We start from the raw sequence: 18,531 nt of genomic DNA, 5'->3' as shown, positions 1-18,531 counted from the left end.
CGTGACGATGACCGAGTGCACGCTCTGCGCCGGGAACGCCCAACCGGAATCCGCCCTGCCGCCCCGGGAGCGGGTCCGGGTGACCGAGCACTGGCGGGTGATCGCGCACCGCAGCGCCCTCCCGGGCTGGATGCTCGTCCTTCCTCGGCGGCACGTCGAATCGCTGGCAGACCTGACCGAAGGTGAGGCGGCCGAACTCGGCGCGGTGCTGCGGGAGGGGACGCGGGCGCTCGTGGACGCCGTCGGTGCGAACCGCTCCTATGTGATGCAGTTCTCCGAGGGCATCCGGCATCTGCACTTCAGCCTGGTTCCGCGGATGGCGGAGCTGCCGGCCGACCGGCGCGGCGCCAAGGTCGGTGCCTACAACGCGCAGGACACTCCGCTCGGCGAGGAGGAACGGGACCGGATCGCGCTCAGCCTGCAGTCGCGGTGGCCGTAGCCGCCTCACGTGGGGGTGCGGTCGAGGCGCGGATCACGAGCTCCGGGTCGACGACCTGCTCATCCGACGCCTCGACCGTCACGCCCATCAGGCCCAGGAGCGTGCGGGCCGCCGCCCGACCGCGCTGGGACACATCACGCCGGACCGTCGTGAGCGCGGGCGAGTACCACGCGCCGATATCGGTGCCGTTGTACCCGACCACGGAGACGTCCTCGGGGATCCGCAGACCGTGCTCGCGCAGGGTCGCCATCCCCGCGATGGCCATCTCGTCGGTCGCATAGACGATGGCCGTGATCTCGGGGTGCTGCTCGAGGATCGCCCGGGTGCGTTCGGCCGCCGTGACCGGTGTGTACGGTCCCGGGCGATGCGCCACGAGTCCGGCGCCGCCCGCCGCGAGCACCTCACGGAGGATCCGGTCCCGGTGGCTCGACTCGACGTAGTCCTCCGGCCCGCTCACCGCGGCGATCGACCGATGGCCCAGTTCGAGAAGGTGTTCGGCCACCTCGCGCATCCCGGCGCCTCGAGGCCCGTGGCCGATGTAGGAGATCGGATCCTCCACCCACGGGGTCCCGAGGAGCACGGCGGGCAGCCCGAGCCGACGGACCAGGTCGAACCTGGTGTCACCGACCCGTGACTCCAGGAGCACCACGCCGTCGACGCGACGGGCCTCGGCGAGCCGCCGGTAGGTCTGCTCCTCGTGCTCCGCGGACGTGGCGATGTGCAGCAGCAGCCCGAAGTCGTGCCTTGCGAGCACCTTCTCGAGACCGGTGAACATCCCGGACGGCAGTTCAGGGTCGCCGTCCTTGGCGACCCCCGGTCGGTTCAGGACCAGTCCCACGGTGCGCGACCTGGCCGAGCGCAACGCGATCGCCGTGGCGCTCGGGGTCCAGTGCAGCTTGCGCGCGGCATCCCGGATGCGTTTCTCGGTGGCGGCGGAGATGCCGCCCTGGGCGTTGAACACCCGGGAGACGGCCGAGCGCGACACCCCCGCCAGCTGGGCGACGTCGGTGATCGTCGCCCGGCGCGAACGGGTGGCGTCGGCGTCGCTACTAGATCGATCCATGCCCATATCCTGACACGCAGACGGCCCCTGGCGGGTCGGACCGCGCCGCCGCCCTCGCCGCCCCGTTCCACGTGACCGGGCCGACGAGGGCGGGCACCCTCAGACCCCGCCGGCGGTGACCTCCGCCGAGGTGATCCGACCGGCGGCGACGACGACGACCGTCGCTCCCGTGCCGGTGGCGCCGTCCTCGACCACGCGCAACCGGTACTGCCCGGGGGCAAGGTCGACGGCCGCGAACCACCCGGACCCGTCCGTGATCACCGTGAACGACTCCCCCGGGGTGCGGCCGAGAGGCTGGACCCGCACCTCCACCTGGTCGGCGACCGCGCCGGTCCTCAGCGTGACCGTGCCCTCAAGAAGTCCGGCGGTGGGTTGGGTCTTCCACTCCATCTCGGGTACCACCACGTCGTCGGCGAGCGGCCCGGCCCGAAGTGCCGCGGTCACCGCCTCCCGTTCGGCGTCCTTGACGGCGGGATCCGTGGACGCCGTCGCCGTGGCGCTGAAGTTCGCATAGGAGTATCCGCTCCACCCGTCGAATCCGGCGGCCACCGTCTCCTCCGCCTGGGCCACGATGTCCGGCAACTCGTTCAGGTAGAGAGCCGGCCCGTTGACCACGTGCCGGTCGGCGCGGTTGGCGATGAGTGCGTCGTTCCACTCCGTGAACATCTGTGCCTGGGCCGGCATCCAGTTGCGCTTGTAGTTCATCGCGGTGACCGTGTCGATGATGCCCTCATCCAGCCAGCCCACCCAGTCCTGGAGCACGTTCGTGTACGGCCGGGCGTTCTCCCAACCGCCGTAGCTGACCGGGCCGAACGCGTACGTGATGCCGTTGATGCTGAGCCGGTCACTCGGGTCGGAGCCGTACATCGCCACGTAGATCTTGCGTACCAGTGCGGAGACCTGGTCGCGGCGCCATTGGCTGAACTCCTCGTCGGTGACGGCCGGGCGGTCCGTCCGGCCGGTCTCGGCGGCGAACCGGGCCAGCGACGTCTCGGAGTAGCCCCAGTCGTTCTGGAACTCGCCGGCGCTGTAGTCCGGGTAGCGGATGTAGTCGAGGTTCACCCCGTCCACGTCGTAATTGTCCGTGATCGAGGAGATCGCCTCGACGACGTAGTCGACGGCGGCCGGGTTGGCCGGGTCGATGTAGGAGTTGTTTCCGACGAGCTCGGTGCCGTCCTCACGCTGGTTCAGCCAGCGGTCGGCGCCGGTCGCGCTGGGTCCGTGCGCGTTGAAGGCGTGCTCCGGCGAGGTGGGCGGTGTGGCCGAGTTCCACAGCGTGGTGGCGTTCACCCAGGCGTGCACCTCGATCCCGGCCGCGTGCGCCACGTCGATGACCTCGGCCAGCGGGTCGTAGGGCGCCGGGTCGACGGCGGCGTCGGTGCGCGGGTAGAGCGCGTCGTTGCAGAAGCAGTCGAACCGCCGACCGACCTGCACGATCAGGGCGTTCACGCCCAGCTCGCTCGCGTCCTCGACCAACGTGATGACCTGCTCGGGCGTGTAGATGCCGACGTTGAACGCGTCGACCCAGAGTGCGCGGAACTGCTCCTCGGGTTCGTCCGCGGCGGCCGGTCCGGCCAATGCCAGGGCCGGCACCAGTGCCAGGCCCAATACTGCTGCGAGTGATCGTCGCATGTTCCCCTCCATGTACGAGATGAGTCGTGATCGTCGATGATCAGATCCCGCCGGGACCGGATCGGGTCCGGGTGTACCTCCTGTCCTCGACGGCGGCGCGGGTGACCTCGAGCGCCGCTTGGCTGGCGTCGTAAGTGCGCTGGGCGATCGCCACGAACACGCAGTCCACGACGGTGAGCTGAGCGAGGCGGCTGGCGGTCGCCCCCGACCGGAACGTCGTCTCCCGGGCGGCGGTGAGCAGCACGCGGTCGGCGAGCCGCGCGATCGGCGACCCGGGGGCGTTCGTCAGCGCCACCGTGGTGGCACCCCGGGCCCCGGCGAGCCGCAGTGCCTCGACGGTGTCGATGGTGGTCCCGGTGTGGGAGATCCCGATCGCGACGTCCCGCTCCCCGAGCAGCGCGGCCGACGTGAGAGCGAGGTGCGCATCGGCGTGCGCGAACGCGACCCGCCCGATCCGGTGCAGCTTCTGCTGCAGGTCCGTTGCGACGGTGCCGGAGGCGCCGACCCCGTAGATGTCGACCCGGCCGGCGGTCACGATGGCCTCGACCACCGCCTCGAGTTCCGGGACGGACAGCGAGCGGGCCGTGTCCTCCACGGCACGGGCGTCGGCGTAGGCGATCTTCGCGATCACGCTGGCCAGGTCGTCACCTTCGGCGATGTCCCCGGTGCGCAGCTCACGCTCGGCGGCGGCATCGCTGCGGCCCGTCTCGGCCGCGAGGGCGAGCCGGAACTCCCGATACCCGGCCAGGCCGAGCTCGTGACACAGCCGCATCACCGTGGTCTGGCTGACGCCGCTCGCGGCGGACAGGTCGGTGATGGTGGTCCGGGCGGCCCGCCGCGGATCCTCGAGCACGTACTCGGCCACCCGGCGCATGGACGGCTGGAGCTGGTCCAGCCCGCCGCGCAACCGCAGCACCAGCGGGGGCCGGGTCATTCGTGGTGCCCTCCCCTTGCTGCGGCTACGGCTGAACGCACCCCTCCCGGATCGGCGATCCGGGTGACGTCGGGCGGGTATTGGGCGATCAGCTCACGGGCCTGGGCCACGTCGATCCCGGCGATCAGGGCGACCAGCGCCGTCCGGGCGTCCCCTGCCGCGGCCAGCACGTCCGCGCACCGCTCCGGGTCCTGGTCCGTGGCCTGCACCAGCATCCGTACGGTGCGGGCGCGCAGCTTCTGGTTCGTGGGCGCCACCTCGGTCATCAGGTTCGAGTACGTCTTGCCGAGGCGGACCATCACCGCCGTCGAGAACATGTTCAGGACCATCTTCTGGGCCGTTCCCGCCTTCATCCGGGTGGATCCGGTGATCACCTCCGGGCCGGTGTCGATGAGGACCGCCACGTCCACGCCAGCGGCCAGGGTGGCGCGGGGGTTCGTGGCGATCAGGGCGGTCCGGGCTCCCTGCTCCCGAGCGCTGGCGAGGGCGCCGCCCACATACGGCGTGCGTCCGCTGGCTGCGATCCCGACGACGACGTCCGCCGGGCCGACGACGCCCAGGTCCGCGGCGCCCGCGTCCGGGTCGTCCTCCACGCCCTCCACCGCCTGCATCATCGCCCGGTCACCGCCGGCCAGGTGTGCCACCACCGTCTCCGCGCCGACCCGGTAGGTGGGCATCAGCTCGACGGAGTCGAGCACGCCGAGCCGCCCGGAGGTCCCGGCGCCGCTGTAGTGCACCCGTCCACCCGCGCCTAGGGCCGCCACGGCGAGATCGACCAGGGCGGCCACCTGGTCGGCGACCGCTCGCACCGCCGTCAGGACCGCGGCATCCTCCTCCATCATCAGGCTCACCAGTTCGTCGGTGGGCAGCCGATCGAGATCCTCGGTGCGGGGGTTGCGCTCCTCCGTGGGTGAGTGCAGCCCCAGCACCTCGCGCCAGTCGTGGGACATCTCGGCCATGGTCATCCTTCCTCGAGTACGAGCGTGTGCACCGGGTCGCGTCCGGGCGGACACGGCGCGGGTGCGGGTGGGGTCAACGAGCCCAGCACGACGGCGGACCTCGCCCCGGTCGCGCGGCGGCGGCCCACGCCTGGGGCCGTGCCGGGCAACCCACGAGCCGACAGGTAGCCGAGCAACGCGAACAGGTAGGCCTCCTTCGCCTCGGCGGCCAGCCCGAGCGAATCGGAGGTGATCACGCCCGGTAGCCGTGAGCGTAGTCCGGCCATCAGCGTGGCGTTGCGTACACCGCCGCCGGACACCACGACGCGCTCGGTGCGGGCGCCGTCACGGCCGATCGCCTCGGCGATGGTCCGGACGGTGAGTTCGGTGAGCGTGGCGAACAGGTCATTGCCACTGGGGACGGGCACCCCGGCGGCACCCAGTGCGGCGGTGACGTATCCGCCGTCGAAGGTCTCCCGTCCGGTGCTCTTGGGCAACGGCCGGGCGTAGTAGGGATCCGCGAGCAGCGCGGCCAGGGCCGGCGGGTCCACGCGGCCCGCCGCGGCGAGCGCTCCGTCGGGGTCGAAGTTGTGGCCGGTGCGGGCCGCGACGGCCTCGTCCAGGAGGCAGTTGCCTGGCCCGGTGTCGCCGGTCCGCACCGGCCCGTCGCCCACGAGGGTGATGTTCGCGATGCCTCCGATGTTCAGCGCCGCCGTGGGCCGGTCGCCGAGCCAGAGCGCGTCCAGCAGGCTCACCAGCGGGGCGCCCTGACCACCGGCGGCGATGTCGGCGGTGCGCAGGTCATGGATCACGGGCCGCCCCGTGCGCGCCGCGATCCACGCCGCCGAGCCCAGTTGCAACGTGCCCCGGGCCGAGCCGGCCCGATCGCCCGCGCCACCACCGCCGTCGGGCGGGCCGTGCTCCACCCAGTGGTGCACCGTCTGGCCGTGGCTGACCAGCAGATCCACGGCACCCCACTCCTCGATCGCCCGGGCGCCCACGTCTGCGAACGCCTGCCCGATCTCGGTGTCCAGCCGGCAGACCTCACCCAGGTCGGTGGCCGCCGGCGGCAGCGCAGCCAGGATCCGCCGGCGCAGCTGCGTCGGCCAGCTCCGCTCCGTGTGCGCCACCATCCGCATCCGGACCACCCCATCGGCGTCGTCGAGCTCGGCCAGCGCCACGTCGATGGCGTCGACCGAGGTACCCGAACTCAGCGCGAGCACCCTCATCCCTTCACCGCCCCCGCCGTCAGGCCGGATGCGAGGCGCCGCTGGACGACCACGAAGAAGATCACGACCGGTACCGTGATCAGCGAGGACGCGGCCATCACCGCCCCCCAGTCCGCGGTGTTCTGGCCGAAGAACCGCTGCAGGCCCACGGCCACCGTGTACTTGTCCGCGTCCTGCAGGAACGTGAGCGCGAAGATGAACTCGTTCCAGGCGGTGATGAACGAGAACACGCTGGTCGCCACCACGCCGGGAGCCACCAGCGGCAGCAGGACCGCCCAGAACATCCGGCCCCACGAGGCGCCGTCCATGTAGGCGGCCTCCTCGACCTCCTTCGGCACCGCGGCCACGAAGCCACGGAGCATCCAGACCGCGAACGGCAGCGAGAAGGCGAGGTAGACGATCACGAGGCCGAGGAGACTGTTCAGCATCTGCAGGTTCTTCGCCTGCAGGAACAACGGGATGACCAGCGCCTCGAGCGGGACCATCTGCACGATGAGGATCAGCACGAGCACCGCCCTGCGGAACGTGAACGCGAAGCGTGCCACCGCGACCGCGGCGAGCAGGGCCACGGCCGCGGAGATGAGCACGGTCCCCAGCGCCACGATCGCCGAGTTCCGCATGAACTGGCCGAACCCGCCGACGTCCAGGACCCGGACGAAGTGGTCAAGGGTCAGGTCCGTCGGGATCAGGGTGGCGCCGCGGCGCGCGGCGTCCACGTCCACCGCGCTGGAGAACATCCAGTACGCGGGGAACAGCGCGAACGCCAGGATCGCGGCCACCCCGAGTGACTTGCCGAGGGCCGGCCACGCCAGCGCCGAACCGGTGCGCCTCACAGGTCCTCCTCCTTGAACAGCGTGCGCATGTAGACCACCGTGATGACGAGCAGGATCCCGGTGAGCAGCACCGCGATGGCCGAGCCCATGCCGTACTTGCCCTGGGCGAAGGACTGGATGTACGACCAGACCCCCAGGTTGAACACCTCGGCGTTGCCGCCGTTGCCGCCCGGCATCAGATAGATCTGGGTGAACACCTTGAAGTCCCAGATCGTGGAGAGGATCGTGACCACGGCGAAGACCGGCTTGAGCATCGGCGCGGTGATCTGCCAGAACCGTCGCCAGGCGCCGGCGCCGTCCATGGTGGCCGCCTCGTAGAGCTCCTTCGGCACGGTGAGCAGGCCGGCGAGCACGGTGATCGCCACGAACGGGAAGCCGTGATGGACCACGTTCAGGGTGGCGATGGCATAGAAGCCGAGCCGGTCCGTGTACCAGTTCACGGTTCCCGGCTCGATGATGCCGAGCCCGGCCAGCACGCTCGCCACCAGCCCGTTCAGCGGATCGAACAGCCAGATCCAGACGTAGGTGCCGGTCACGGCGGGCACTGCCCAGGCGACCATGATCGCCGTCGAGCAGACCGTCTTCCAGAACGTGCCGAGGATGTTCAGGAACAGGGCAACAAGCGTGCCGAGCCCCACGGTCAACACCACACAGCAGGCGGCGAAGCCGACCGTGTTCGGCAGCACGACAGTCCACAGGTAGGAGTCGCCCAGGATCGCGGCGTAGTTCGCCCAGCCGATGTAGTTCGACTCTCCGGAGACCAGTTCGCGCAGGCCGAAGTCCTGGAAGGACAGGTCCACCACGCGCACCAACGGCCACAGCAGCAGCACTGCCAGCACGACCAGGGTCGGCGCGAGCAGCACCCACGGGCGAACGGCCCGGCGCCGGGCCGCTCGGCGTCGATGCGCGTCTGGGGCCGACCCGCGTGGCACGATCGGTGCCACGCGGGCCGTGGACGTGGTCACCTCAGGACCCGGCGCTGAACGTCTCGTTCATGGCGGCGACCGCCTCCGCGGCCGCCTCCTCGACACCCATCCGCCCGGTCAGGATGTTCTGAACCATGGCCTCGACGGTCTTCGCGCCCTGGATCTGACCGAACGCGGGCGTCAGTGGCACGGACCTGCCCGCCTCCAGCATCTGCTGGGCGAACGGGGCGACCAGCGGGTCCTCGTCGGCAGCGATCTCGGCCAGGGCGCTGGCCTGACCCGGGAAGTACCCGGTCTGCTCGGACCAGTCGGCGGCGGCCTGACCGGTGCTCATGAGCTCGATGAACTCCCAGCCGAGTTCCTGCTGATCGGAGTCGGCCCACACGCCGAGGTGCGAGCCGCCGAGGAACGAGCCGGCCGGACCGCCGTCACGCGACGGGATCGGGAAGGCGCCGATGCTCTCCATCAGATCCGGGGCATCCTGCGCGATCCTGCCCACGGTCCAGTTGCCGGCGACGATCATCCCGACGTTGCCCTGCTCGAACGCGGTGAGGGCGTCCGCCTCGTTCCAGGTGTCCGCGGCTGCGGTCGAGGATCCGTGCTCGAGCGCGAGGCCCGTGTAGTACTCCAGCCCTTCGATCGCCTCCGGGGAGTCCAGCGCGGCGGTCCAGGTACCGTCGGACTCGGTGGCGATCTCTCCCCCGGCGCCCCAGATGAACGGGTACGCGCTGTACTGGGAGTCCCCCGGGATCGGGAACGGGATCACGTCGGGGTCGGAAGCCTTGAGCGCCTCCACCGCGGCGGTCAGCTCCTCCCAGTTCGTGGGCGTCTCGGTGATGCCCGCCGCCTCGAACAGGTCCCGGTTGTAGATGATCGAGCGCACCCCGGCGTACCAGGGCATGCCGTAGAGCGCGCCATCGTAGGTACCCGCCTCAGCGAGCCCTTCGACGAGGTCGCCGTCCAGGCCCGCCCCCTCGATGCTGCCCGTCAGGTCCGCGAGCACACCGAGCTCGGCGAACTCGGCGGTCCAGGTGGTGCCCACCTCGGCCACGTCCGGGCCGGTGCCGCCCGCGATCGAGGTAACGAACTTGTCATGGGCGCCGTCCCAGGGCTGGAACTGCACGTCCAGCTCGGCACCGGTCCGGGCCGTGAACTCCTCAGCAACGCCTTCGAAGTAGCCGCCGGCGTCCGGGTTGGTGCCTTCCATGATCCAGACGGTGAGCGTCTGTCCCTCGAACCCACCGCTCTCCTCGGCGCCGCTGCCGGCGTCCGTCGGCTCGTCCGCGTTGTCGCCGCCACTGCCGCACGCCGCGAGCGCCAGAACCAGGGCGCCGGCCGTCAGTGCGGGAATCGATCTCTTCATGCCGATTACTCCCTCGCGTCCGGCTGTCGTCCCCCGCCGGTCCAGGGTGGTGCGTCGGCCTCGTCGCCGACACCCGTCATGGTGATTTCTTCCTAGATCCCCTGCTGATTGGGAAACTATCATCATCCCGGCCGGGACAACAGGGTCCCTTCACGAGGCGGCGCAGTGGAACGGACCCGGCCGAGCCCGCGGCGTGCTACTCCTACGTGATGACCACGGCCTACTCGCTGCTCGAACGGGTCTACGCGATCGACAACGGTGACGCGCACGTCCCCCGGCTCAATCGGCGCGACCCGACACCGCCACGCACCCGTGCGGTGACGCACGAGGAGGCCATGGCGTACTGGGCGGCGTTCGGCGCGGTGCTCGACCCGTACGATCTGGCCGCGCACCAGTTGCGCAGGGGCAACGCCGCCGGCCTCGATGACGCGGTCGCCTACCTCGACGCGCGACCGCGCTTCCTCCGATCCGGCTACCTGGCCGAGGAGCTGATGCACGCCGTCTCCGTGGGTCCGGACCCGGGCTCGTACAAGCCGCTCCTGCGTCGCGTCGTGGTCCGAGACACCCCACTCCTGCCGGACAGATCCCTGCGATACGTGGCGCAACTTGCCGCGCGGGTGTGGGACGCGTCCCTGGATCACGACCTCGCCCGGCTCGAGCAAGGGCCGCCTGGTCGCCCGGCATCGACCGCGCGGTGGGTTCGCACGCGCGCCCCACAGGTGCTGACCTCGCGGGGCGGGCAGGGCCGCCTCGACCACCTGGGCAGGATGCGATTCCCCGACGTGCCCGAGCATGGAGTCGTAGTCCGCGAGGGACCGGGTGATGCCCAGACCCATCCCCTCGCCGGAACTCCCGGAGACGGCACGAGGCGACCGCGCGACGTGTAGCGGTCGGGCTGAGGCACCCAGCCGACGGACGGGTCGCAGCGGCCCACGATCGGGGGAGCATGCCCGGTGTTGCTACGGTGGCTCACGTGTTCTCGGACTGGAAGCGTCGGCGTGCCGCCCGGCGGGTCAAGCCCGGGGATGGGCACGCGCTGCAACGCTTCCGCTGGTGGCAGTTGCTCTCTCGCGCGCTGTTCCACCTGTCCCTGACCGCTGCGGACGGCGAGCGGGAGACCTGGTCCGTCGATGTACGCCTCTGGGGAGACTCGAACGGTGAGGTCCGAGCCGAGCTCTACCGTGACGGCCAGCACTACGCCCGGTCCAAGCTTCCGGCCGCGTTCTCCGTGCCCGGCGGCACGGTGGAGGTGGAGACCAGCAGCTACGGGCTGAAGCGCTGCCACTACGTGAGCGACGCCGGCGCCGTGCAGCAGCTACGTCCGGACCCCGCGTCCGCCGAGGGTCGACGCGCACGCCTGGAGCGCAAGCGGCCCGGCCTGAGCCGCACCATCGGGTTCGCGAGCGTGGTTGTCCTCGTCGTTGCTCTCGCCCTCGGCGTCCCGCAGATCGTGGAGGAGATCTCGCAGATCCCGCCCGTGGCGGCCAACCTCGGTACCTTCACCTCACCGATCCAGCTCCCCGCGTGGCTCAACCTCGCACTCGTGCTGGCCACCCTCGTGGCCAGCACCGAACGCGCGCTGCGCCTGCGCTATCACTGGCTGCTCGACGGAGGGCTGTTCGACGGCGAGAGCTGAGCGCACCCGGTGGCTCAGCCGCGGCGCCGGAACTCGATCGGCTCCTCGAGGAGCGGCTCGAGCGCATCGCGCTCGTCGTCGGTGAGACGCCGGGGCCGCCCGGAGGCTGCGTCGACCATGACGATCGACGTCGCCGCCCGGGCGCAGACCTGCCCACCTGGGCCGTTCACCTCGTAGCAGACCTCGAGGCTGGCCCCGCCGATCCTGCCGATCCACAACTCGACGTGGACCGGTTCCTGGCGGTACTCCAGCGGAGCCAGATACTCGATCTCCTGCCGAGCGACCAGCGTGTAGCTGGACGCGCCGGCTCCGCCTGCCAGCACCTTCGTAGCCGCCGACTCGCGGCCATCACCCGTGGCCCAGAACGTGGCGATCCGGGCCTCCTCGAGGAGAGTCAACATCGCCGCGTTGTTGACGTGGCCGTAGGCGTCCAGGTCGGCCCAGCGCATCGGCACCGGGACGCTGATCCGTGGCACGGATCAGTCCCGGGTGAGCTTGCGATAGGTGACGCGGTGCGGGCGGGCCGCCTCCGGGCCGAGCCGCTCGACCTTGTTCTCCTCGTAGTCGGCGAAGTTGCCCTCGAACCAGTACCAGTTCGCGGGATCCTCGGCGGTGCCCTCGTAGGCGAGGATGTGGGTGGCCACGCGGTCCAGGAACCACCGGTCGTGGGAGATCACGACCGCCGAGCCGGGGAAGTTGAGCAGCGCGTTCTCCAGGCTGCCGAGCGTCTCCACGTCCAGGTCGTTGGTGGGCTCGTCGAGCAGCAGCAGGTTGCCGCCCTGCTTCAGGGTCAGCGCCAGGTTCAGGCGGTTGCGCTCGCCACCGGAGAGCACGCCCGCCGGCTTCTGCTGGTCCGGCCCCTTGAAGCCGAACTGGGAGACGTAGGCCCGGGAGGGGATCTCCACGTTGCCGACCTGGATGAAGTCCAGCCCGTCGGAGACGACCTCCCAGAGCGTCTTGCTCGGGTCGATGCCGCCGCGGCTCTGGTCCACGTAGGAGATCTTGACCGTCTCGCCGACCTTCAGCTCACCGTCGTCGAGCGGTTCGAGGCCGACGATCGTCTTGAACAGCGTCGTCTTGCCGACCCCGTTCGGGCCGATGATGCCGACGATGCCGGCGCGTGGCAGCGAGAAGCTCAGGTTGTCGATGAGAACCCGGTCCCCGAAGCCCTTGCGCAGGTCCTTCGCCTCGAGCACCGTCGAGCCGAGCCGCGGGCCGGGCGGGATCTGGATCTCCTCGAAGTCCAGCTTGCGGGTGCGATCGGCCTCGGCGGCCATCTCCTCATAGCGCGCCATGCGCGCCTTGGACTTGGTCTGCCGGCCCTTCGCACTGGATCGGACCCACTCGAGCTCGTCCTTGAGGCGCTTGGCGAGCTTGGCGTCCTTCTTGCCCTGGACCTGCATCCGCTCGGACTTCTTCTCCAGGTAGGTGGAGTAGTTGCCCTCGTAGGGGTACAGCCGGCCCCGGTCCACCTCGGCGATCCAGCCGGCCACGTGGTCCAGGAAGTACCGGTCGTGGGTGACGGCGATGACGGCGCCCGGGTACTTGGCAAGGTGCTGCTCGAGCCACTGCACGCTCTCCGCGTCCAGGTGGTTCGTCGGCTCGTCGAGCAGCAGCAGGTCCGGCTTCTCCAGGAGCAGCTTCGCCAGCGCCACGCGACGGCGCTCACCACCGGACAGGGTGGTCACGTCGGCGTCCGCGGGCGGCAGCTGCAAGGCGTCCATGGCCTGCTCGAGCTGGGAGTCGAGGTCCCAGGCGTCGGCCGCGTCGATCTCCCCCTGGAGCGTGCCCATCTCCTCCATGAGGGCGTCGAAGTCGGCGTCCGGCTCGGCCATCAGGTTGCCGATCTCGTTGAACCGATCGATCTTGCCCTTGATCTCCCCGACGCCCTCCTCCACGTTCCCGAGGACGGTCTTCTCCTCGTTCAGCGGCGGCTCCTGGAGCAGGATGCCCACGGAGTAGCCGGGCGTGAGCCGGGCCTCGCCGTTGGACTCCTTCTCGAGGCCGGCCATGATCTTCAGGATCGTGGACTTCCCGGCCCCGTTCGGGCCGACCATACCGATCTTGGCTCCGGGCAGGAACGCCATCGTCACGTCATCGAGGATGACCTTGTCTCCGTGCGCCTTGCGCGCCTTCACCATCGAGTAGATGTACTCGGCCAATGGGGATGAACCTCCGTCTATGGCTTCTGACCTGCGGGAACGCCAGTGAGAGCCTCTGTGTCTGGGAGCGCGTGCACCCTGCGGAACTACGGCAGCAGGCGGACGCACACAGGAGCCAACTATAGAGGGCCCGCTGACGCCGGCACCTCCCTCGATTCGGTCGACCCGGGTGTCCGGCGCACGCCGACCGGCGCGCGTACCGTTGACGCATGCGATCGGACGTCGACGTCCTCGTCGTAGGTGGCGGTCAGGCCGGCCTCGCCGTCAGCCACGCCCTGACCCGCTCCGGCCTCGAGCACGTGGTGGTGGAACAGGGCCGAATCGGTCATACCTGGGACGGGCGTTGGGACAGCTTCCGGCTCGTCACTCCGAACCACACCATCCGCCTGCCCGGCGGCGAATACGGCGGAAACGACCCCGACGGCTATCTCGCGCGCGACGAGATCGCCGAGCATCTGCGCGGCTACGCATCCTCGTTCGGCGCGCCGGTGTCCGAGCGGACCCGGGTGGAGGCACTCCGGGTCGACGGCGGTGGCTTCGTTGCTGAGACGGCGTCCGGGGGCATCCGGGCGCGTCGCGTCGTCGTGTGCACAGGCGCGTATCAGCGTCAGCATCGTCCGCCGTTCATCGCCGACTTCGCTCGCCGGCTACCGGTGGTCGCGACGACGGACTATCGGGCACCGGACCTGCTGCCCGCGGGCCGGGTGCTCGTGGTCGGGGGCGGCCAGTCGGGGTGCCAGATCGCCGAGGAACTCTCGCATGCCGGGCGCGAGGTGGTGCTGGCAGCCGGCCGCGCGCCCGCGGTACCGCGTCGTGTCGCCGGACGCGACATCTTCGACTGGCTGATCGACCTCGGCTTCTTCGAGCAGACGCTCGCACAGCTGCCGTCTCCCGCCGCGCGGCTGGCCTCGAACCCCCTCGCCACGGGTGCGCACGGTGGTCACGACCTCAACCTGAGGACCCTCGCCGGCCGTGGCGTGGGGCTGATCGGCCACGTCGTCGGCATCGACGGGGACCGTGTGGTGGCCGCCGACGACCTCGACGAGTGCGTGGCGACGGGCGACCGCGTGTTCAGGGAGGTCTGCGCCGGAGTCGTCCGGCTCGCCCTCTCGCGGGGATGGCCGGCCCCCGAGGTACCCGAGATGCCCGCGTCGGGGCTCGATCCGGCGCCGGCGCCGCGGCTGGCGGACCTCGCCGTCGTCGTCAACGCGTGTGGCTACCGCCCGGCGTACGAGTGGATCGGGGTTACCGGAGTGGTCGACGACGTCGGCTTCCCCATCCAGGTGGACGGCGCGAGCACACGCGTGCCCGGTCTCCACTTCGTGGGTGTGCCATGGCTGCGAACCCGGAAGTCCCCGCTGCTGATCGGTGTCGGCGAGGATGCCGACCTCGTCGTCGATCGCCTCGCGGCCGCGTGAGAGCAGCCGGCTCCTCCGCGGCGGGGTGGTGCGGTCCACGCACGGGCGGACCGCACCGCCCGGGTCAGAACGGGGCCCCGACCTTCGCGACGAGCGACTGGCCGTCCTGGAACTGCGACGTTTCGTCTTCCGGGTCAGGCGCATCCGGGTCCTGACCGAGTGCGTCGTCCAGCGGGTCGGGTGGTGCCTCCTCGTCACCGGACAGCTCGGCCAGGCCGGACACGTCCACCGACCCGTCCGCCGCGTCCCGCCGCACCTTCCGGACCGAGGCGACGGCCCGGCTGATCTCCACCCCGAACGCGGACGGTCGGATGACGGGCTCCCACCCGGACCCGCCGTCCTTGGTGGCGTACTCGTGGAAGGACAACCGGCCCTGGACGAGCACGGCGTCGCCCTTGTGCACGCTCTCGGAGATGTTGGTGGCGAGGTCGCCGTTCGCCTTCACGGCGTACCACTGGGTGGCGCCGTCGGTCCACTCCTGCGACTTCCGGTCGAAGTAGCGGGGCGTGGTGGCGACGCTCACGCTGACGAACGGCGGGCGCCCGTCGTTGAGGTAGAGCGTGGGGGTCTGCCCCACGTGTCCTTGGATCGTGACTTCGACGTCCTTCGGCATGATCTGTTCCTTCGCTCGAACCGGCGTGTTCCGGTGAGCTCAAGCGTGGAACCAGGCACCTCGGCGACGTTCGGCCGGGGAGCGGGCTGGGGATCCCGACGCATCAACTGCGCAGTTGTGGACGTTCAGGCGCCGCGAATACCTCGGCGTACGGCGGCGTGATCGGCGAGCGCGCCGGCCGTCGGCTCTCTCAGATCACGGCGGACCACGTCGGCGATCGCACTGGTCGTCCGGGTGAGGTAGTCCTCGGACCGGGCGACCGCCGTCGCCTGTCGCTGTCGCTTCGCGGCGCTGAGCAGCAGGATCCCGCCGATGAGCACGACCACGCCGCCGGCGGCGAGGGCCGCGGCGGGCACCGGGGTGTGCAGCACCAGGATCACGAGCGCCCCGATCACGAGCGCGGCACCGAGGACGGTGGCGAGCACCCCCAGAATCCTTCGCCGAGCCGCCGCACCGTCCTGTGCTGAGGGCAGCTCCTCGGCCGAGAGCACCTTCCACACGTGCGCGTCGAACTCCGCACCGTCGGGGACCGTTGCGGTCACGGACTCCAACCACAGCGGCGGCAGTCCCTTCGTCGCCTCGGCGATCCAGCGGTCCCGGATCGCCTCGATCCGGCTGCGGGCCGGCTGCTGGACCGGGCTGAGCGCGACCCGCCGCGGGCTCGAAACCGCCGACCGGATGGACTCGGTCACCGACGGCACCCCGGCCGCGACCGCGATGCGCTCCGCCGTGGCCTCCTCGTACGGAGGCTGCGGTTCGCCGTCGCCGAGGTGCGGTCGAAGCCGCTCGGTGATGGCGTCGATCTCCGAGCGCGCGGTCCGGGCGCTGATGGACTCCCCCGCGATGACCTCGCCCAGCTCGCCGTGCAGCGCCTCCACGCCGTCGCCGGCACGTGCGGAGACCATTCGGATCCGCACGTCGCCGAGGCCGTCCTCGTCGATCAGGCGTCGGACGTCGTCGCGGACCGGGTCACGGGAGCGCTCCGGGATCGTGTCGATCTGGTTGATCACCACGATCATCGCCTCGTGCCTGGCCGCGAGCGCACGCAGGTACTTCTCGTGGAGCGCGTTGTCCGCGTACTTCTGCGGGTCCACGACCCAGACGAGCAGGTCGATCAGCGGCAGCAGACGGTTGACCTGAAGGGCGTGGTCCTCCTCGACGGAGTCGTGGTCCGGGAGGTCGAGCAGGACCAGCCCGTTCAGCGCCTCCTCGCCGGTGCCCGCGTCGAGTTCGGACACACGCTGGATCCGCCGCTTCGGGTCCACCTGCAGGAAGTCCAGGAGTGCGGTGGCGTCGCTGCCCCACACGCACGCGGCGGCCCGCGCGGTGGTGGGTCGGAGCACGCCGACGTCGGCGAACTCGAGGCGGGTGAGCGCGTTGAACAGGCTGGACTTCCCGGAACCGGTGCCGCCCACGAGCGCGACCACCGTGTAGTCCACGCCCAGTTCGACCCGCTGCGTCACGGCGGCGAGGTCGGCCCGGGCCCGGCCGACCACGTCGGCATCGATCCGGTCACCGGCCAACTCCAGCGCCGCGCCGATCTCGGCGATCCGCCGGCTCAATTCCGCGCCGGTCTCCGCGGCAGTGCTCACAGGTACCCCTTCAGCTCGCTCGCGCGCACACGCAGCCGGTGCGCTGCGCCGTCGTCCAGGCCGATGCCGTCGAGAGCGGTCAGGAACGGCTCCGCCTCAGCGTTCACCGCGACCTCCGCCCAGTCCGCCAGGTCCCGGCGCAGGCGGGTCACGGCGCTGGCTCCACGATCACCGAAGATCCGGCGCACCGCTCGCTCGGCCCCGTCCAGGCCGGCTGCGGCCACTTCCACGAGGGCGGACAGCGCGTCGGGCTCCAGCCCGGCGTCGTCACCGACCGGCTTGAGCGCCGCGCAGACGTCCGCGACGACGTCGTCCCATTCCCGTACGAGCACCTCGAGACGGTTCGTGCGAGCCGTGACCGAGGCATCGGCAGAGACCAGTTCGGCGACCTGCCGCCCGGCCGGCGTGCGCTCCGCCGCTCTGCGCACCAGGCGCTCGCCGCGTTCGGCGGCCTCCTTGATCAGCGTGCGGGTCGCCCCGATGGCCACTTCCCTCAGGTTCCGCACCGACTCGTTGCGCGCATTGGCGGCCCGGCGGAAGCGCCAGTTCTCGAACACGTTCGCGGGCGGCGCGACGAGCGGGGCGAGGATGCCACCGCTGCTGGCGCCGGCCAGCCACGTCGTGGTCGGAGCCCCGGTGGCCGCCGCACCGGAGGCGACGTCCGCCTTGGCCTGGGCCGCTGCGCTCGACGGCGCAGCGGCCAGTTGGTTGCGCAGCGCCAGCGCGGTCCGGCGTTGGGTGTCCAACGCCGCGGCGACGTCCTGGACGTCCTGGCGTAGCGCGGGCCACGCGCCACGCACGGTGCGGGCGATGATGCTCCGGGATTGGCTCTGCGAGCCGAGCACGGTGAGCCACTTGGCGAACTCGGCGACCCGCTCCGGCGGCAGCACCCCCTCGTGCGGCCCGACGTCGGGGATCACGAAAAACGGGACCGCTCCGAAGCCCTGCGCGTCGAGGCGGTCGAACAGGTCCCGGCGGACCTTGCCGAGGCCGGCGCGCTCCACCCGGTTCAGCACGACGGCGAGGGAGACCCCGCGCTCGGACGCGGTGTGCAGTCGCGCCCACGGCACGGCGTCGCCGTACCGGGACCCGGTGGTCACGAACACCCACAGGTCGGCGAGCTCGACGAGTTCGTCGGCGAGGCCACGGTTGCCGGAGTGCACGGAGTCGAGGTCCGGGGCGTCCAGCAGGGCGAGCCCGCGGGGCACCTCCTCGTGGGCGCTCACCCGGGCGACGGCGGTGACCGGGTGCCCCTCGAGCAGTTCCGCATCCTTGGGGTGCACCACGAGGACGGGCTCGCGGGTGGTGGGCCGCAGTACGCCGGCCTCGCTCACGTCCGAGCCGACCACCGAGTTGACGATGGTGGACTTGCCCGCGCCGGTACTTCCACCGACCACCACGATCACCGGGGCTGCGACCTGCTTCAGGCGCGGCAGCAGGTGATTGCGGACCTGCGTGGAGAGCCGGTCGCGCCGGCCACGCGCGTTCTCGGCGTCGGCGGTGTCCAGGGGCAGCGACGCGGCGTCGAGGTTGGCCAGCAGGTCCTCGATGACCTCGACCATCGGCAGCCGCTCCGGGCGCGCGGTCACGTCCGGGTCTGCGGTGGTGGTGGGCGTGTCGGTCACGGCCCTAGCCTGCCCGTTCCGGGTGCCCTGGACCAAACGCGGCCCCACGGAACCTGGGGCTGTCGTGACGGATCGGTACCGGTCCCGGCGGCGGCGGTGCAGGAGGGTCGGGACACGGTGGTCATTCT

Annotated in this window: 17 protein-coding genes; 4 read left to right on the top strand and 13 right to left on the bottom strand. The window is 71.0% G+C overall.

Going from position 1 to position 18,531, the window contains the following annotated elements; all coding sequences use genetic code 11:
- Position 1 precedes the first annotated feature (1 nt).
- Complete coding sequence (locus tag GKS42_RS08095) at positions 2-439, top strand: HIT family protein (protein WP_154793361.1); 438 nt, start codon at positions 2-4, stop codon at positions 437-439.
- On the opposite strand, the gene GKS42_RS08090 is transcribed toward GKS42_RS08095, so the two are convergent.
- The 8 genes from GKS42_RS08090 to GKS42_RS08055 all read right to left on the bottom strand — a co-directional run bounded on the left by GKS42_RS08090 (position 414) and on the right by GKS42_RS08055 (position 9,357).
- Positions 414-1,502: a LacI family DNA-binding transcriptional regulator gene (locus GKS42_RS08090; RefSeq protein WP_168217787.1), complete on the bottom strand. Its 1,089-nt coding sequence runs from the start codon at positions 1,500-1,502 to the stop codon at positions 414-416. The genes GKS42_RS08095 and GKS42_RS08090 overlap by 26 nt on opposite strands.
- A 99-nt stretch (positions 1,503-1,601) precedes the next feature.
- Positions 1,602-3,095 carry a family 10 glycosylhydrolase gene (locus tag GKS42_RS08085; RefSeq protein ID WP_168217786.1) on the bottom strand — a complete coding sequence of 498 codons (1,494 nt, stop codon included), beginning with the start codon at positions 3,093-3,095 and terminating at the stop codon, positions 1,602-1,604.
- 79 nt (positions 3,096-3,174) lie between these two features.
- Positions 3,175-4,068, bottom strand: a complete 894-nt coding sequence (locus GKS42_RS08080) for a MurR/RpiR family transcriptional regulator (protein ID WP_154793358.1) — start codon at positions 4,066-4,068, stop codon at positions 3,175-3,177.
- Complete coding sequence (locus tag GKS42_RS08075) at positions 4,065-5,027, bottom strand: N-acetylmuramic acid 6-phosphate etherase (RefSeq protein WP_210769333.1); 963 nt, start codon at positions 5,025-5,027, stop codon at positions 4,065-4,067. Before GKS42_RS08075 ends, GKS42_RS08080 begins: the two co-directional genes overlap by 4 nt.
- A gap of 2 nt (positions 5,028-5,029) precedes the next feature.
- A complete protein-coding gene (locus GKS42_RS08070; protein ID WP_154793357.1) occupies positions 5,030-6,235 on the bottom strand; it encodes an anhydro-N-acetylmuramic acid kinase in 1,206 nt (401 codons plus the stop codon).
- On the bottom strand, positions 6,232-7,068 hold the full coding sequence (locus GKS42_RS08065) for a carbohydrate ABC transporter permease (RefSeq protein ID WP_232847973.1): 837 nt from the start codon (positions 7,066-7,068) through the stop codon (positions 6,232-6,234). The genes GKS42_RS08070 and GKS42_RS08065 overlap by 4 nt, the downstream gene beginning before the upstream one ends.
- Positions 7,065-8,033, bottom strand: a complete 969-nt coding sequence (locus tag GKS42_RS08060; protein WP_174791055.1) for a carbohydrate ABC transporter permease — start codon at positions 8,031-8,033, stop codon at positions 7,065-7,067. The genes GKS42_RS08065 and GKS42_RS08060 overlap by 4 nt, the downstream gene beginning before the upstream one ends.
- Before the next feature lies 1 nt (position 8,034).
- Positions 8,035-9,357: a sugar ABC transporter substrate-binding protein gene (locus tag GKS42_RS08055; protein ID WP_154793356.1), complete on the bottom strand. Its 1,323-nt coding sequence runs from the start codon at positions 9,355-9,357 to the stop codon at positions 8,035-8,037.
- A gap of 209 nt (positions 9,358-9,566) precedes the next feature.
- On the opposite strand from GKS42_RS08055, the gene GKS42_RS08050 reads away from it, so the two are divergent.
- Both GKS42_RS08050 and GKS42_RS08045 read left to right on the top strand, forming a co-directional pair.
- On the top strand, positions 9,567-10,244 hold the full coding sequence (locus GKS42_RS08050; RefSeq protein ID WP_154793355.1) for a hypothetical protein: 678 nt from the start codon (positions 9,567-9,569) through the stop codon (positions 10,242-10,244).
- An 86-nt stretch (positions 10,245-10,330) separates the two neighbouring features.
- Positions 10,331-10,993: a hypothetical protein gene (locus GKS42_RS08045; protein WP_154793354.1), complete on the top strand. Its 663-nt coding sequence runs from the start codon at positions 10,331-10,333 to the stop codon at positions 10,991-10,993.
- Between the two features lie 14 nt (positions 10,994-11,007).
- Here GKS42_RS08045 and GKS42_RS08040 read toward each other — a convergent pair whose 3' ends face one another.
- Positions 11,008-11,469 (bottom strand): acyl-CoA thioesterase, encoded by a 462-nt coding sequence (locus GKS42_RS08040; protein ID WP_232847972.1) that lies wholly within the window; start codon positions 11,467-11,469, stop codon positions 11,008-11,010.
- Between the two features lie 3 nt (positions 11,470-11,472).
- Positions 11,473-13,155, bottom strand: a complete 1,683-nt coding sequence (ettA, locus tag GKS42_RS08035) for an energy-dependent translational throttle protein EttA (RefSeq protein ID WP_154793353.1) — start codon at positions 13,153-13,155, stop codon at positions 11,473-11,475.
- A gap of 209 nt (positions 13,156-13,364) precedes the next feature.
- On the opposite strand from ettA, the gene GKS42_RS08030 reads away from it, so the two are divergent.
- Positions 13,365-14,573: a flavin-containing monooxygenase gene (locus GKS42_RS08030; protein WP_154793352.1), complete on the top strand. Its 1,209-nt coding sequence runs from the start codon at positions 13,365-13,367 to the stop codon at positions 14,571-14,573.
- 64 nt (positions 14,574-14,637) lie between these two features.
- Here GKS42_RS08030 and GKS42_RS08025 read toward each other — a convergent pair whose 3' ends face one another.
- The 3 genes from GKS42_RS08025 to GKS42_RS08015 form a co-directional block, all read right to left on the bottom strand.
- Positions 14,638-15,186, bottom strand: coding sequence for a single-stranded DNA-binding protein (locus tag GKS42_RS08025; RefSeq protein ID WP_154793351.1), 549 nt, complete (start codon positions 15,184-15,186; stop codon positions 14,638-14,640).
- Positions 15,187-15,311: 125 nt separating this feature from the next.
- The gene (locus GKS42_RS08020; RefSeq protein WP_154793350.1) at positions 15,312-16,778 is read right to left on the bottom strand and encodes a GTPase; all 1,467 of its coding nucleotides are present in this window, start codon (positions 16,776-16,778) and stop codon (positions 15,312-15,314) included.
- Positions 16,775-18,403, bottom strand: coding sequence for a GTPase domain-containing protein (locus GKS42_RS08015; RefSeq protein WP_154793349.1), 1,629 nt, complete (start codon positions 18,401-18,403; stop codon positions 16,775-16,777). The genes GKS42_RS08020 and GKS42_RS08015 overlap by 4 nt, the downstream gene beginning before the upstream one ends.
- Positions 18,404-18,531 lie beyond the last annotated feature (128 nt).

It is taken from the genome of Occultella kanbiaonis, assembly GCF_009708215.1.
Lineage (GTDB): Bacteria > Actinomycetota > Actinomycetes > Actinomycetales > Beutenbergiaceae > Occultella > Occultella kanbiaonis.
Note: the sequence above shows the minus strand (reverse complement) of the source record. Positions and strands in the feature narration are given on the sequence as shown.